We start from the raw sequence: 15462 nt of genomic DNA on the forward strand, positions 1-15462 counted from the left end.
GAAATCAAGTCCGTTTCATTTCAAAACACCACCTAATAGACTGTATTTCAATTAATTCAAAGAGTGATTAGTCCACCTTAACGGGACAGTAGTGACTTGTGTTATATTCTTAATAATATTGATTTGTCAGGTTACATAACAGGTTCGGCACAACCCAAACTCAATCAAGCTAATTTAAGTGCAATATCAATCATCCTACCTTCATTAAACTTACAAGAACAAATTGCTGATTTCATCTCTATGTTCGATAACAAGATAGAACTCAATCGACGGATAAATGATAATTTAAATTAATATTAATAATGCAGTGGACAAGAGAATATATTGCAAAAGAACCAAGTCTTAGGACTTTTGAAACGCATATTTCAACAATAGAAAACAATGTTGAGATTAATCCTTCTTTGTGCGTTGAAGTAAGCAAAAGTCTGACGGAGGCACTTTGCAAAACAATTCTCACTAATCAAAATGCAACATACAAAGATGATATTTCAGTTAATGGTTTAGTAAAGCAGACTTTAGAACATCTTATAAAACAGACTGAAAAAGAGATAGTTGGTCTATCTGAACTATGCCGTAGAATTTCTACTGTCATTCAATCAATTGCAGAGATACGAAATAATGCAGGGTTTGCTTCACATGGTTTGGATGTATTGCATCCTCAGATAGACAAATCACTATCCCTACTGATATACAAAACAACAGATGTTCTCTGTGGGTTCATTTTACATTTTTATTTCAGTTATGCTCACCACGCTAACCAAAGATTAATTTATCAAGATTGTGAGTGCTTTAATGATTGGTTTGATGAAGAAAATCCATTAGAAGTAGGAGGCGTACACTTATCAGCATCAGAGGCTCTTTACAACTTAGATTATCAAGCTTATAAAGCTAACTATATAGATTATTTAGAATTTCTTTTAGAAATGAATGAACAATAAAAATAAAAAACAATGCCCTTCACAGAAGATAATTACGAAAAAGCACTGATATCCCTCTTTGAGGGAATGGGCTATCAATATTTGTACGGTCCAAATATTGAAAGAGACTACTATGTGCCATATTATGAAGCACAATTAGAAGAAAGTCTGCAAACTGTTAATCCAAAGAAGCCACATGCAGCTATTCATGAAGCGATTATTAAACTACGCAATATTGATATGGGTAGTTTGGCGCAGCGTAATGAAACTTTTACAGACTATTTGCAGCATGGCATAGAGGTTTCTTATTTCAATGGCAAGGAAATGCGCAATGAAATGGTCTATTTGATAGACTTTGAGCATACGGACAAAAACACTTTTCAAGTTATCAATCAATGGACATTCATTGAAAATGCAGAGAAACGTGCCGATATCATTGTATTTGTGAATGGTTTACCATTGGTGGTTGTAGAATTAAAATCACCTTCCCGTGAAGAGACGGATGCTTCAGAAGCATATCTTCAACTCCGCAATTATATGAAGGATATACCATCGTTGTTCGCTTTCAATATGTTCTGTGTAATGAGCGATATGACTCTTTCCAAAGCTGGAACAATTACCAGCAAGGAAGATCGCTACATGGAATGGAAAACAAAAGATGGCAATTATGAAAGTACGGAATTTGTCGATTATGATACATTCTTTGAAGGAATATTTCAAAGGGAACGACTCTTAGACATAATCAAGAACTTTATCTGTTTTTCCAAAGAAGAAAAAGGGAGTGCTAAGATATTAGCAGGGTATCATCAGTATTTTGCAGTGAAGAAAGCCATCGAACGTACCAAACATGCTACAGTAAGTAATGGTAAAATCGGTGTATTCTGGCATACGCAAGGCAGCGGAAAATCATTGTCAATGGTTTTCTACGCCCACTTGCTGCAACAAGAGTTATCACAACCTACTATTGTTGTGATTACCGACCGCAACGATTTAGACGATCAACTCTATACCCAATTTTCTAAATGTAAGGAGTTCTTGCGCCAAACTCCAATACAAGCCAATAGTCGAGAGAATCTAAAAGAGCTATTGAGTGGACGAGAAGCTAATGGCATTATCTTCACAACCATGCAGAAGTTTGAGGAATCTGACGAACCTTTGTCAGAGCGAAGAAATATTATCGTGATGACTGATGAGGCGCATAGAGGACAATATGGCTTTGAGGAGAAAGTCGACGCCACTACAGGTAAAATCTCTATCGGCACGGCAAGAATCATTCACAATTCACTACCCAATGCTTCATATATTGGCTTTACTGGTACACCTATCTCTACTAAAGACCGAGATACCGTAGAGGTTTTTGGTGATTATATTGATATTTATGACATGACGCAGGCGGTCAACGACGGTGCTACTTGTCCTGTATATTATGAATCTAGAGTTATCAATCTAAATCTTGACGATGCTACCTTGCAAGCCCTTGATGACGAATACGAGCTGTTGGCTGAAGAAGGTGCAACGACAGAACAGATAGAAAAAAGCAAGAAGGAGATGTCACACTTGGAAGAGATACTTGGTGCACCAGCTACCATCGATTCTCTTTGCCAAGACATTCTCAAACACTATGAGGAAAACCGTCAATATGAATTGACAGGTAAGGCTATGATAGTGGCATATTCGCGTCCCATAGCCATGAGCATTTATCATCGACTACTGGAGCTTCGCCCAAAATGGACGGATAAAGTAAAAGTTGTCATGACGGGCAGCAATCAAGACCCAGAAGAATGGCACGACATTATCGGAAATAAGCAGTATAAGAAAGAACTTGCCAAACGATTTAAGGATGACAACGACCCGATGAAGATTGCTATTGTAGTCGATATGTGGCTCACAGGCTTCGACGTTCCCTCATTGGCAACTATGTATGTTTACAAACCAATGAGCGGACATAACCTAATGCAAGCCATTGCACGAGTGAACCGTGTATTCAATGGTAAAGTGGGTGGATTGGTTGTTGACTATATCGGTATTGCCAAAGCCTTGAGAGAAGCCATGCGTGATTATACGGGGCGCGACAGAAAGAACTTTGGAAACCCGGACATCAAAGGCATGGCTTTTACAAAGTTCAAAGAGAAGTTGGAAGTGTGCCAAGACTTATTTCATGGTTATAATTATAGTAAGTTCCACACAGGGACAGATGCCGACCGTGCTAAATTGATCAAAGGTGGTGTAAACTTTATGTTGGCAACCGACAAACAAGAACAACTGCCATTATATATGAAAGAAGCAGCATTGCTGCACAATTCCATCACTCTTTGCCGAAGCCTGCTGAATGAAGAGCAACGCTTCTTAGCTGCATTCTTTGAAACTGTGCGCACTTTGCTCTCCCGAATGACAGGTAAAGGAAAAGTTACGAAGAAAGAAATTAATGCCCGTATCAGTGAATTGCTGAAACAAAGTGTAAAAAGTGAAGGTGTAATCAATCTTTTCTCTGATGTTAAAGCCGAATTTTCCCTCTTTGATACAGCCTTCTTAGATGAAATTTCTAAGATGAAAGAAAAGAATATAGCTGTAGAACTGCTCAAAAAACTATTGGCGGAGAAAGTGGCACTCTATCAAAAGACCAATATTGTGCAGTCAGAGAAATTCTCTGACCTGCTCAATCGCTCTTTATCCAACTATTTGAAAGGATTACTCACCAATGAAGAAGTTATCCAAGAACTATTGCAGTTGGCAAAAGACATCACTTCTGCTGATTCCGCAGCGAATGAACTCGGGCTCACTCCTGAAGAAAAGTCTTTCTATGATGCCTTGACCAAACCGCAAGCAGTTCATGACTTCTATAGTAATGAAGAATTGGTAGCTATGACAAAAGAGCTTACCGACTCCCTTCGCAAGAACCGCACGATCGACTGGCAAAAGAAAGAATCAGCTCGTGCTGGGATGCGCAGAATGATTAAGCATCTTCTGAAGAAATATCATTACCCACCAGAGGAAGCTGCCAATGCACTGGAAACTGTCATTAAGCAATGCGAGCAGTGGACGGATAATGAACAAGAGAATTATTCAACAAAATCAGCCAAGATGTATGAAATCCACGAGGGTGAAATGCAAATGGCTGCCGAACCATAAAAATAAACATAAAAATGATATTAGCCGTTATCTTAAAAAACTATAAATGCTATAAAGGGATTAATTTTATCCCATTAAAACAAAATATTCATCAAAATATGAATATGATAATTGGTGATAATGGAGTAGGAAAAAGTTCCGTGCTTGAAAGTATGGATACTTTTTTTAATGATGCTCCATGGATATTAAATACAGATTCTTCTGATGTAAAGGAGGCGTCTATTGGAATCCTATTTCTTTTGAAAAAAGAGCAATTGGGCAGTTCTTTTACACCAAATGATCAATTGCTGTTAGACTGCATAAGTAGTTATTTTTGGGAACTGGATTTAAGGCAGACAGCTGTTCCAAGGCAATACAAAAAACTTATAGAAATTCAACAACGTTTATGTGAGCATAAAGAAGAATTTTATCTAATCATGATTGGTAAAAACTATGATAAAGAATTAGGATTTTTATCTTTTGAAAATGCTATTAAAAGTAAAATTTTGAAAGTTGCACCATTCTCAGGATCATCATACTCTTCATCAATACGAAAAGTTTTAGAAAAGGTAGTTTCCTTATATACCTATTTATACATACCAGTGGAAACCTCCATTAGTGAATTCTTAAAATTAGAAACGGCAGGTATGCAAACTCTTATGGATAAAAGTATTAAGGAAACAATAGCCAAAGCTTTGTCTTCAAGAAGAATTATGCGTGGTAACGGAAGAGCTCGTAAACAAATTTCTTTACTTACAATAATAAATGAAGAGCTTCAGGACTTCATAACAAATGTAGAAAAAGACATACAAACTATTGATAACTCTTACAATTATAAACTAAATAAGAAACAGACAAAAAATCTAACAGCAAATCACATAACTGATGCAATTATAAAAGCATATTATACAAAGCGCACGTTAAAAAAAGGAAAGTCTTCTATCCAAACATTATCATCAGGAGAAAAGCGGGCTGCCTTGACTGATTTAATATTGGCATTCATACGAAAAAGGGAAACAACAGACAATCATTTAGTAATAGCTATAGATGAACCAGAAAACTCTCTTCATATTTCCAATTGCTATAAACAATTTCACAAACTCGAGGATATTTCTGAACGCTGTCAATTATTAGTTACAACCCATTGGTATGGATCACTCCCCATCTTAAATAAGGGTAGCTTAATACACATAAACAAAGGTCAAGAGATTCTACTATTTGATTTGGATAATTATTTTGAAGATAGAAGGAATCATCCTAATGATATTTATTTGAAAGGATTCTTTGACTTGACTTCATCTATCTTATCCGCATTTAGGGATGATGAAAAAAATTGGTTATTAGTAGAAGGAAAAGAAGATAAAAAGTACTTGGAATATTATCTAAAACCAGAGGAACGAAGTAAAATAAATATACTTCCTTTAGGAGGATGTGCTAATGTTAAAAAGGTTTATGAATATCTTTTTACTCCTATGTCATCTAAGCAAACTGAATTTACACCAACAAAGAAAATAATGTGTTTAGTTGATACAGATGAATTGTGTACCGAGATTGCTGTTAGCTCAATAACAAAAAATGAGCAATTGCTAATAAAAAGACTACATGAAAATGAGCAGCATGTAATAGAGCTTAAGAGGATAGAGGATCCTAATAAAAAAGTAACAGAAATAGAAGAGATACTAGAGCCTCGTAAATTTTATAATTCACTGAAAACAGCAATTTTTCAGTTCGGAGATGACAACATAAAAACATGCATAAATGCTTTCGACTTTGATGAAAATGTTGAAAATAGTCGTATTGAAGGCGATTATAGTATATTAAATCATAAAGGAAATGGTAGAAATGTACGTGAAGATAAAGATTTAATTTCTCAATTCATAAATGATCATAAAGAAAATATAGCTGAATTTTATACGAGCTGTTCTCAAGAAGAAGAACGGCCTAATTGGATTACCCTGATATTGAAAAACCTGGGAATAGAAGCCGATGAAGAAAAGATTGTATGATAACATCCAAGATGATTTCTAATCAATACTACTCAAATTGAGGAAACATTTTTGTACCATAAGAATATAAATCATTGGTAATCAGTGTTGGATATATTTGAGGAAGAGAAGTAAGAACAAGATTAAAGAAGATATAATCATGCAAGACGTTTCTACAGATTTTTTCTAACATACTCGTCATAACACTAACCATAAAATACAAAACACCATGGACAAAGATTTATTGAAAAAGCTGATAGCCGAACCAGGGAAGAAGCATCTGGTCGCAGATTTTGAAACTGACGATACGGCGGAACTAACCAAAGACGAAGGTAAGAAACTGCTCAAAGAGAATATTAAGGTGTTGGCTTCTCTGCAAGACAAGCTCTATGCTTATAACAAGTATGCTGTGCTGATAGTGTTCCAAGCTATGGATGCAGCTGGCAAGGATGGGACTATTAAGAATGTGATGTCGGGCATCAATCCACAGGGATGTCAGGTATTCTCTTTTAAAAAACCATCTGATAAGGAGTTGGATCACGGATATTTGTGGCGCATACAAAAAAATGCACCTGAACGGGGACGCATCGGCATCTTCAACCGATCGCACTACGAGGACGTACTGGTAGGAAGGGTACATCCTGAGATTTTGGTAGGTGGGCAAATTCCTGGAATAGACAAATTAGACGATGTCAATGAAAAATTTTGGGAAAAACGCTATAGCCATATTAACGACTTTGAACGCTATCTCACAGAGACGGGAACAGTTATCATCAAGTTCTTCCTCAATGTTTCTAAAGAGGAACAAAAGAATCGATTCTTAAAACGACTGAACAGGAAAGAAAAGAATTGGAAATTCTCTTCCGCAGACTTAGAAGAGCGTCAATACTGGGATTGCTATATGGACGCTTACAGCAAAATGCTTACCAAAACATCCACTGATTATGCTCCATGGTATGTTATACCAGCTGACCATAAATGGTTTATGCGCTATGCCGTTAGCAAGATTATCTGCGAACGCTTGGAAGAACTTCAGATGAGTTACCCACAACTCAGCAAAGAGGAAACCGAACAACTAAAAATTTATCGTGAGCACATCATAAAGGAAGAAGAAAGTAAGAAAAAGCAATAAAATTTCTATCAGGTGTCACAAGTATGAAGCTTATTAGAAATTATGTGTAAATATATGCCTACAAACTTTGTTAATACATTTATTTTCAGTATATTTGCGATATATGATTTATATTTGAAAGCAATACTTGTTTTCAATTAATAAAGTATCACCCTCTAATTTTAAAAAAATGGATCAAGAAGATTTGAAAAAAGCTGCCGATGAATTGCAAGATAAGGTAGAGCAGAAAGTCGATAAGGTAGAAAATCAAGCAGAAAAAGCTGCTGATAAGGTTGCTGAAAAGGCTGAGGATGTGAAAGAAAAAACGAAGGAAGCTGTAGAAGATGTAAAAGACACTACGAAGAATGTAGTAGAAGAATTACGTGATAAAACAAAAGAGGCTACCGAAACAGTGAAAGAAAAAACAGAAGAATTTGCTGAAAAGATGAAAGACAACCAGAAAGTTCAAGAGGCAGCTAAATTTGTTAGAGAAAAGAGTGACGATGTCAGTCAGGCTGTAGACAGGGCTGCTGACAAGGTTGAGCACTCAAGTTTTTGGCAGAAACTGAAAGACATCTTAGGATTTAAATAACTAACTAACCCTACCTTTCATACCACCGTACATGCTGTTTGCCATACGGTGGTTTCTATTTTGCGTTACATTATAGAAGCGGTCCCATTAAAGTAGCATCCCCAGCCTTGTATAGATTGTCATTTGTTATTGCTCTATGTAGTATGTAGCGGCAATAACACACAAAAGCAACTAATAAGGGATGCTTACGCTTCATTATACACCATGCTTTATTTGGAAGAGATGATATTTGCTTGTTGCAACCCATAATTGTACTTACGATCCACGGCGTACAATATGATGGTTGCCAAGATGGTTGCCGATCCAAAAGCGCAAAAGATTACTAAACCGGTGGTATAAGAAGGGTCTGCATCGTTCACCTTGCCAATGAGCATAGGAACCAACGCAAGTCCAATGTTTTGAATATAATAGATGATGGAGTAGGCTGACCCGAGATATTTGATAGGTACGATCTTGGGAACACTTGGCCATAGCGCACTTGGTACAAGCGAGAAAGATATACCGATGAGAATCATGGCGACAATGGCAAACCACGTGTCGTGAATCATCGGCAGGGCGAGAACTATATGGCATAGCGTAAGAATGGAACAGCCTACAAATATGAGCGTAATGCCCTTACCCCAACGGTCATACAAGGCACCAAAAAGGGGAGTAAGAACAATGGTTCCATAAGGGATAACAGCCACGATCCAGCCCGCAGTGGTCTCAGTGACGCCATATTTATTGACCATCAGGTCGGTGGCAAATTTCATGAAAGGGCGCAAAGAGCTGTAAAAGAACACGCACACCAATGCGATAAGCCAAAACCCCGGGTTTCGCAGCACTTGCGAAATGTCTCGTAGGTGAAACCCGTCGTCAAGATTTTGGAGGCCGTCAGCTTTTTTGTGACGGAAAGCGGAGAGCTTGCGGTTCAGGTCTCTGTGCATGAAACAGTAGGCGATGAATAGTGCCAGCGCGATGGCGAGGATGATGGCCCCGACAAGGATGGGCATGGACAAGCCCCATGCTTGGGCTATCATTGGACTGAAACTTAATGCCGATGCTGTGCCAAGGCGTGCCATTGCCATCTGTATGCCCATGGCGGAGGCCAACTCATAACCTGTGAACCATTGGGTTATGATTTTCGAAACCGTGATGCCTGTGATGTCGCACCCCACGCCGAAGAGCGCGAAGCCAATGGAGGCAACAATAACTTGTAGCTTAATTTGCTCAGGGATAAGACCGAACAAAGTGAAAGTGGCGCTCACGGTAATGTCTGGAGAGACATGGCTGATTGCGTAATAGTTGATGGTGGCACCTAAAAACATAGCGCCCGTGGCAAGTAAGCCTGTAAATATTACGCCACACTTGTCAAGGATTACGCCACCTATGAAAAGCATGAACAGAAACACATTGAAAAAGGAGTAGCTGCCTGCGTAAAATCCATATTCAGCTTGCGACCAACCCATGCCGCCTTCAGAGGCTGGCAATCGTAAAGAAGTGGAGATGGGAGAGATAATATCCCAAAACACATAGCCTGCCATCATCACGGTAGCCACGAGAAAAAGCGCAAGCCATCGTTTGGCTTTGGAGGCTGATGGTAGGGTTGGAATAGCCGTTCTTGTCTTGTTCATGTCATGATAGTTAATGTATCTATCACGCGATACGGTTTTTGCGGTATCCTTGGAAGAATAGAAAAAGACCATGTCGCCAATGTGTGTTTCAACATATTTAGGTTGGCGACATAGTCTTTTGTAATATTAGGCTTGGATATTGGGCTTCTCGAGTCCTAACCCTTTCTTCTTATCTACCGCTTTAAGTATAAGCCCAATAATGAGGGCTGCTACTCCAAGCCCGGCCAACATGACAAGCGGAGCGGTGTAATCAAATTGGGTGGCGTCTGTGACACCTGGGTTGGTCTTGTCAAGCACCTTGCCTATCAGAAGTGGGAAAAGCCATAAACCTATGTTTTGTATCCAGAAAATCAGTGCGTATGCGGAACCGATAATCTTTGCGTCTACAAGTTTTGGCACGCTGGGCCACAACGAGGCAGGTACCAATGAGAACGATGCTCCAAGCACAAGAATGGTAAGATAGGCTATGATGACACCGCCCACTTGGTTACCTTTGAACTCCGGCAATATGAAAGCGAACGTGAGATGACATGCGATGAGCAGCACAGAGCCGAGCACGAGCATGGAGGCTGCTTTGCCCTTGTGGTCCACATAGCTGCCCAGAATGGGCGTTATGCCAACGGCAAGCAAAGGGAACACGGCGAAAATGGATTCTGCCGACTGGCGCATATAGCCCATGTAGCAATATATAATCAGCGAAATGACAGATAGACAAAGCATCATGTATTTTACGCTTTTGTTTTTCATGAAGTTGAACATGAATGCCGTGATCGCCACAATGAGCATTATAACATATTGCACAAAAGTGACAGTCGATGACGCCCAGAACGAATCGGAGGGAACCTCCGTGAACGTTAGGTTGCATTGCAACATGTTAACTGCGTATTTTTGGAATGGGAAAATAGCAGAGTAATATAGCACGCAGAGCATAGATACGAGCCAAAAGCCTGTGCTGGTGAGTATTTGGCCAAGGTCGCTGATTTTGAATGGGTCGTCTTTTTCTTCGGCCTCACCGGTTTGTTCGTCAAGCTTTTTGTCCATGAAGAAATACACGACAAACATCATCAAGGCAATACAGAGCAAGACAACGCCAAATGCCACAGAGCGAGATACGTCCACTTGGTCACCAAATTTGGCAAAGAAGGGTGAGAAAATCATACAGGTGGCTACACCAAGGCGTGCCAATGCCATCTCTGATCCCATGGCCAACGCCATCTCTCGTCCCTTAAACCATTTCACGATACCACGCGAAACGGTGATGCCGGCCATCTCGGTGCCACAGCCAAAAATCATGAAACCACATGCGGCTACCTTCGCAGAGGCTGGCATGCCCTCATAAAAAGGAGACACGCCAAGCTGCTCGAATACAGGAATATGGTTTAGATTGTTTGTGAACCATGTCTCAAGACCACTCCCCATGAAGCTTTCGCTAATGGCATAGTATTTAATTAGCGCTCCTATGAGCATCACGCTACCCGATAGCACGGCCGTAAAGCGCACGCCCATCTTGTCGAGAATGATGCCTGCGAAGATGAGAAAGAACACAAACACATTTAAGAATGTTTCGGAACCTTGCATTGTTCCAAAGGCTGTCGAATCCCAATTGCGCTCCGTGAGCATCAAATCTTTGATGGGAGACAATATGTCTACAAAGATATATGCGCAAAACATGGCGAGCGCCAAAAGCAGGAGCGCTGTCCATCTAATGGCCGCGGAGTCCCTAAGGGTGTGTTGAACTTGGTTTGTCATAATATGTTTATAATGTATTTTTTTTTAATTTAGATCATCTACACAATATTTTGATAGCTTCTTTAAGACTTGTTCGTTAATTTTTAAGCCAACGGTCCAGCCAGTTAAAGAACGTGCGCTGCCACAGCACACCATTTTGAGGCTTCAACACCCAGTGGTTCTCGTCTGGGAAAATGAGCAGTTGAGCAGGTATGCCACGCATGCGAGCCGCATTAAATGCACCGAAACCTTGGTTGGCATTGATGCGATAATCTTTTTCGCCATGTATGCAAAGGATGGGCGTGTCCCACTTGTCAACAAAGCGATGCGGACTGTTGGCATAAGTCTTCTTGGCCGCTTGGGTTTGATCCTTGTTCCAATAGGCGTCGTCATATTCCCAATTGGAGAACCAAGCCTCCTCCGTGTCGGTATACATGGACTCAAGGTTGAAAGCACCATCGTGCGAGATGAAACATTTGAAACGTTTGTCATGATGTCCGGCTAAGTAATAAACAGAGAAACCTCCGAATGAGGCGCCAACTGCACCCAGCCTGTTTTTGTCCACATAGGGCAAATTGTTGGCCGCGTCGTCAATGGCCGATAGATAGTCGTCCATGCACTGGCCAGTCCAATCCTGGCTCACCGCCTCGTTCCATTCGCTACCAAAACCAGGAAGCCCTCGGCGGTTGGGGGCCACCACCACATAGCCTTGTGCTGCCATGATAGACATGTTCCAACGATAACTCCAGAACTGGCTCACGGGGCTTTGTGGGCCTCCCTCACAGAAAAGAAGAGCGGGATATTTTTTGTTAGCGTCAAAATGTGGTGGCAATACTATCCATACCAATTCCTCTTTGCCATCGGTGGTCTTAACCCAGCGTTGTTTCACAGACGCGGGGGCAAGCTGGTCAAGGATATGTTTGTTCTCGGCGGTAATGGCTATGACTTTGGATGCCTTTTCTTTCTTGCTTGGAGTGAGCACGTATAGGTCGTCTGGTGCCAAGTAAGAATGTCTTGAGACAAGTAGTTGGTTGGTATTTCCCAACATTTGCACAGAGCCGTAGTCATGCCATCCATCTGTTAGTTGTTTAACTTGCCCACTCAAATTTGTTTGGTAAACCATCTCCACGCCATGCCAAACGCCAATGAAGTAGAGTGTTTTGGAGTTGGGGTGCCAGCAATAATCATCCACGTTTGAGTCGAAACGCTCGGTCACGTATTGCTTTTGACCCGTTTTCAAGTTATATACACAGAGTCTGTTCCGATCGCTCTCGTAGCCGTCGCGCGCCATGCTTTGCCATGCGATATATTGGCCATCAGGAGAAAACTTTGGGTTCACGTCGTAACCCACGTTCATGTCGCCTGATTGGTGGTTCACGGTTTGGTCTCGCATACTCTTGGTGGGGTCCACGTGGGGGGCTTTGTAATCTTTGGGTTTGCAGATATTCCAGCTTTGTCGTGTCTCTATGTTATAGAGATAGATGTCAGCGTCGGTGGATATGGCATAGTCTACGCCGGTTTTTTTCCTACAGGTGTAGGCCACGAGCTTGGAGTCTTTGCTCCAATCCAACTGCTCAATGCCGCCAAAGGGAGCCAAGGGGCACTCGTATGGCTCGCCATTCAAGATGTCCACACCGTCAGAGATGTTGTCGCCTTTGACATCTGCCACGAAAGGATGTGCGATGGTTTCCACGTAATGATCCCAATGGCGATAGTTCAAGTCTGTGACCAATCGTCCGCTCGCCTTGGGCAGGTCGGATGGATTTTGCTGAATACTTCCATGATATGGCAGACTCTTGATTAAGATGACGCGCTGGCCGTTAGGCGAGAATTTAAATCCCTCTATGTCAATTTTAGAGTTGGTGAGCTGCACGCGATTTGTGCCATCGGGGTTCATTTTCCATATTTGGCCATCGCGTAGAAAAGCTATTTTTTTGCCATTCTCTATCCATGCGGCGTCTGTTTCGTTTTTGGCGTCGGTCGTTAGTTGTGTTGGAGCGATGATGTTTTTGCTCGGTTTGGCCGACTGTACGAAAAGCATGGTGTGGCTTTTGTTTGCCTTGACACTGTAGTAGCTTACTTGGTAAACCACTTGCGATCCGTCTGGCGACGCTTGTGCGCCTCCAATACGCCCCATGGCCCATAGTGCCTCGGGCGTCATGAGGTCGCTTTTGAGGGTAATGTTGTTTTTCTGAATCATGTCTTGCGCGTTAGCATGTGGCTGCTCCATGAGCAGGATGCCTAATGTCAGAGCTAAAAGTTTTTTCATATTTGTTTACGGTTAATAGGATTGCTTAAGAAAATCATTCGTTAAGAAGGGTGTTTCTATTGTAAATACATAAAAGGCAAAGCCTATAGGCCCTTTCGCTACCATGTGGAAATAGCCTATAAGCTTTTTGGATTTTTATTTCAATCCTTTCTTTTTACGATTGAGTTGGTCTTGCTTTTCCCTTTGCGCTTCTATTTGTTGTCGTTGCATTTGTTGAAGCGCTTGCATGCGAGCCATCATGCCTTTCATTTTTTGTGGGTTGCTCTGGTTGTCCTTGTAACGCGATTCGAGTATGGCGAGGAGCTTCTCGTCATTGGTCGTTTTGCGCAAAATAAACATGATTGCCGCTGAGAGGATGAGCGAAACAAAGTAGTAGAAGTTCAATCCTGACGAGTAATCATTGAATATAAAGAAGAACATCAGCGGCATGAGGAACATCATCCATTGCATCACTTTCATTTGCTCGGCTTGCTGTCCGACCATTTGGTCTTTCTGCATTTGCATGGTAAACCAGCTGTAGATGAGTTGGGCGGCGCAGAAAAGTATACAGGTGAGCGACAGATGATCGCCTATGAGCCACAAGTTGGAATTCCATTGGAACACTGGGTCGTAGGTGGACAGGTCTTTCATCCACAAGAAACTCTGTCCGCGCAGTTGTATGGCGTTGGGCACAAAGTTGAACATGGCGATCCAAATGGGCATCTGTATCAACATGGGTAGGCATCCAGACAGTGGCGACACGCCATATTTGGCATATTCGGCCATCATGGCTTGCTGTTTCTGCATTTGGTCTTCAGGCTTGTTATACTGCTTGGTGGCCTCGTCAAGTTTGGGTTTGAGCACACGCATTTTGGCCGAACTCATGTAGCTTTTTTTCACCATGGGGTAGGTGATGGCCTTTAATAACAGCGTGATTAGTATCAACACGATACCCATTGGGAACCATTTGCTAAGCCAATCGAACACGTAGATGGTGAACCATCTGTTGATGATGCGAAACAAAGGCCAGCCTAAATACACAAGCCGCTCCATCTGAAGGTCTTTGCCAAAAGCGCTCTCCTTTTCTACGTTTTTGAGCAGTCGGAAGTCGTTTGGGCCATAGTAGAACTCAAAATTTGTTGGTTTTTTGCCCGTTGGATCGAGGAAAGCCTTCATCTTAGCCTCGTATTGCTTGAGATACCCACTTCCTTTCTTTTGAGGAATGGATGTCATTTGCGTGTTCTCGCCAAAGTCCTTTTCTGCTATCATAACAGCTGAGAAGAACTGGTTTTTAAAGGCTACCCAGTCTATATTTTTCTCAATTTCCTCGTCTTTCTTTTCTTTATTCTCGTTCAGATAGTCTGTACCGCCGTCAGTCTCATGATAGGTGAGGGTGGCATATCGGTTTTCAAAGGTGAAGCCTTTTTCTTGTTGTCTCACCTTGTCCTGCCAATTGATGGCCATCGTATTGCTGTTTGGCGCGAAGAGCCCAGCCATGCCAATGACCTTGAAACTCATCTTAAGCAGGTAATTATGTCCTAATTTGTATTGTAGGCATATGCTCTTGTCTTCTGCGGCCTTTGCGGTGAAAGTGACAGTGGTATCGGTTATCTCCGAGGGTTGGAAATATAGGTCAGCCGTTGAGATATTAGCTTCTTTGGCCACCAATGTGTAACTCAGGTTTTGGTCATCGCCTTGGAAAAGTATCACACTGTTGGTTTCCTTGATATTGTCTTTGTAATTCTTGACGACAGCTTTTTTTACCTGAGCTCCTTTTGATGATAATGTAAGTTCCAACTTGTCATTTTTCAGCACCACATCTTGCGCTTGACCTGTCATCGCTGTATGGAACAAGGCGGTAGTGTCTTGCAAGATTTGCTGTTTGGCAGTCTGCTGGCGTTTAAAAGCGGTAGTTTTTGCTTCTTTTTCTGCTTTAGCTCTACTCGACTGTTCTATAGAGTCTTTTACAAATTTGGCTCTTTGTTCCTCTTTAGAGGGTTGTGAGTACCAACTAAATCCGATGAGAACGGCTGCAATAAGAACAAATCCTATGATTGTATTTTTATCCATTGATATTATTGTGGGTCTCTAACAAGTGAATATGTCGTCTATAATTAAAATCATGTGCTGTCGTAAGGCTTTAAAAAGGTTTTGTTTAAT

The 15462-nt window shown here is 41.2% G+C and carries 10 protein-coding genes; 6 read left to right on the forward strand and 4 right to left on the reverse strand.

The genetic code is table 11. From position 1 onward, the window contains the following. The first annotated feature begins 96 nt into the window (after positions 1–96). The 6 genes from C7379_RS01040 (at position 97) to C7379_RS01065 (ending at position 7713) form a co-directional block, all read left to right on the forward strand. The gene (locus C7379_RS01040; RefSeq protein ID WP_116615600.1) at positions 97–294 is read left to right on the forward strand and encodes a restriction endonuclease subunit S; all 198 of its coding nucleotides are present in this window, start codon (positions 97–99) and stop codon (positions 292–294) included. Between the two features lie 8 nt (positions 295–302). After that, on the forward strand, positions 303–938 hold the full coding sequence (locus C7379_RS01045; protein ID WP_102697902.1) for an abortive infection family protein: 636 nt from the start codon (positions 303–305) through the stop codon (positions 936–938). Between the two features lie 12 nt (positions 939–950). Further along, the gene (locus C7379_RS01050; protein ID WP_116615601.1) at positions 951–4046 is read left to right on the forward strand and encodes a type I restriction endonuclease subunit R; all 3096 of its coding nucleotides are present in this window, start codon (positions 951–953) and stop codon (positions 4044–4046) included. A 14-nt stretch (positions 4047–4060) separates the two neighbouring features. Further along, complete coding sequence (locus C7379_RS01055; RefSeq protein ID WP_116615602.1) at positions 4061–6031, forward strand: AAA family ATPase; 1971 nt, start codon at positions 4061–4063, stop codon at positions 6029–6031. Positions 6032–6239: 208 nt separating this feature from the next. After that, positions 6240–7142: a polyphosphate kinase 2 family protein gene (locus C7379_RS01060; protein ID WP_116615603.1), complete on the forward strand. Its 903-nt coding sequence runs from the start codon at positions 6240–6242 to the stop codon at positions 7140–7142. Positions 7143–7311: 169 nt separating this feature from the next. Beyond that, positions 7312–7713, forward strand: a complete 402-nt coding sequence (locus C7379_RS01065; RefSeq protein WP_116615604.1) for a hypothetical protein — start codon at positions 7312–7314, stop codon at positions 7711–7713. A 209-nt stretch (positions 7714–7922) separates the two neighbouring features. Here C7379_RS01065 and C7379_RS01070 read toward each other — a convergent pair whose 3' ends face one another. The 4 genes from C7379_RS01070 to yidC form a co-directional block, all read right to left on the reverse strand. Then, on the reverse strand, positions 7923–9326 hold the full coding sequence (locus C7379_RS01070; protein WP_243406669.1) for an MFS transporter: 1404 nt from the start codon (positions 9324–9326) through the stop codon (positions 7923–7925). 126 nt (positions 9327–9452) lie between these two features. Further along, entirely contained in the window at positions 9453–11075 is a 1623-nt protein-coding gene (locus C7379_RS01075) for an MFS transporter (RefSeq protein WP_116615605.1), read from the reverse strand. 76 nt (positions 11076–11151) lie between these two features. Continuing rightward, a complete protein-coding gene (gene dpp5, locus C7379_RS01080) occupies positions 11152–13323 on the reverse strand; it encodes a dipeptidyl-peptidase Dpp5 (protein WP_116615606.1) in 2172 nt (723 codons plus the stop codon). Positions 13324–13458: 135 nt separating this feature from the next. Further along, positions 13459–15372 carry a membrane protein insertase YidC gene (gene yidC / locus C7379_RS01085; RefSeq protein WP_116615607.1) on the reverse strand — a complete coding sequence of 638 codons (1914 nt, stop codon included), beginning with the start codon at positions 15370–15372 and terminating at the stop codon, positions 13459–13461. Positions 15373–15462: the final 90 nt, after the last annotated feature.

Source organism: Hallella colorans (assembly GCF_003096815.1).
Lineage (GTDB): Bacteria > Bacteroidota > Bacteroidia > Bacteroidales > Bacteroidaceae > Prevotella > Prevotella colorans.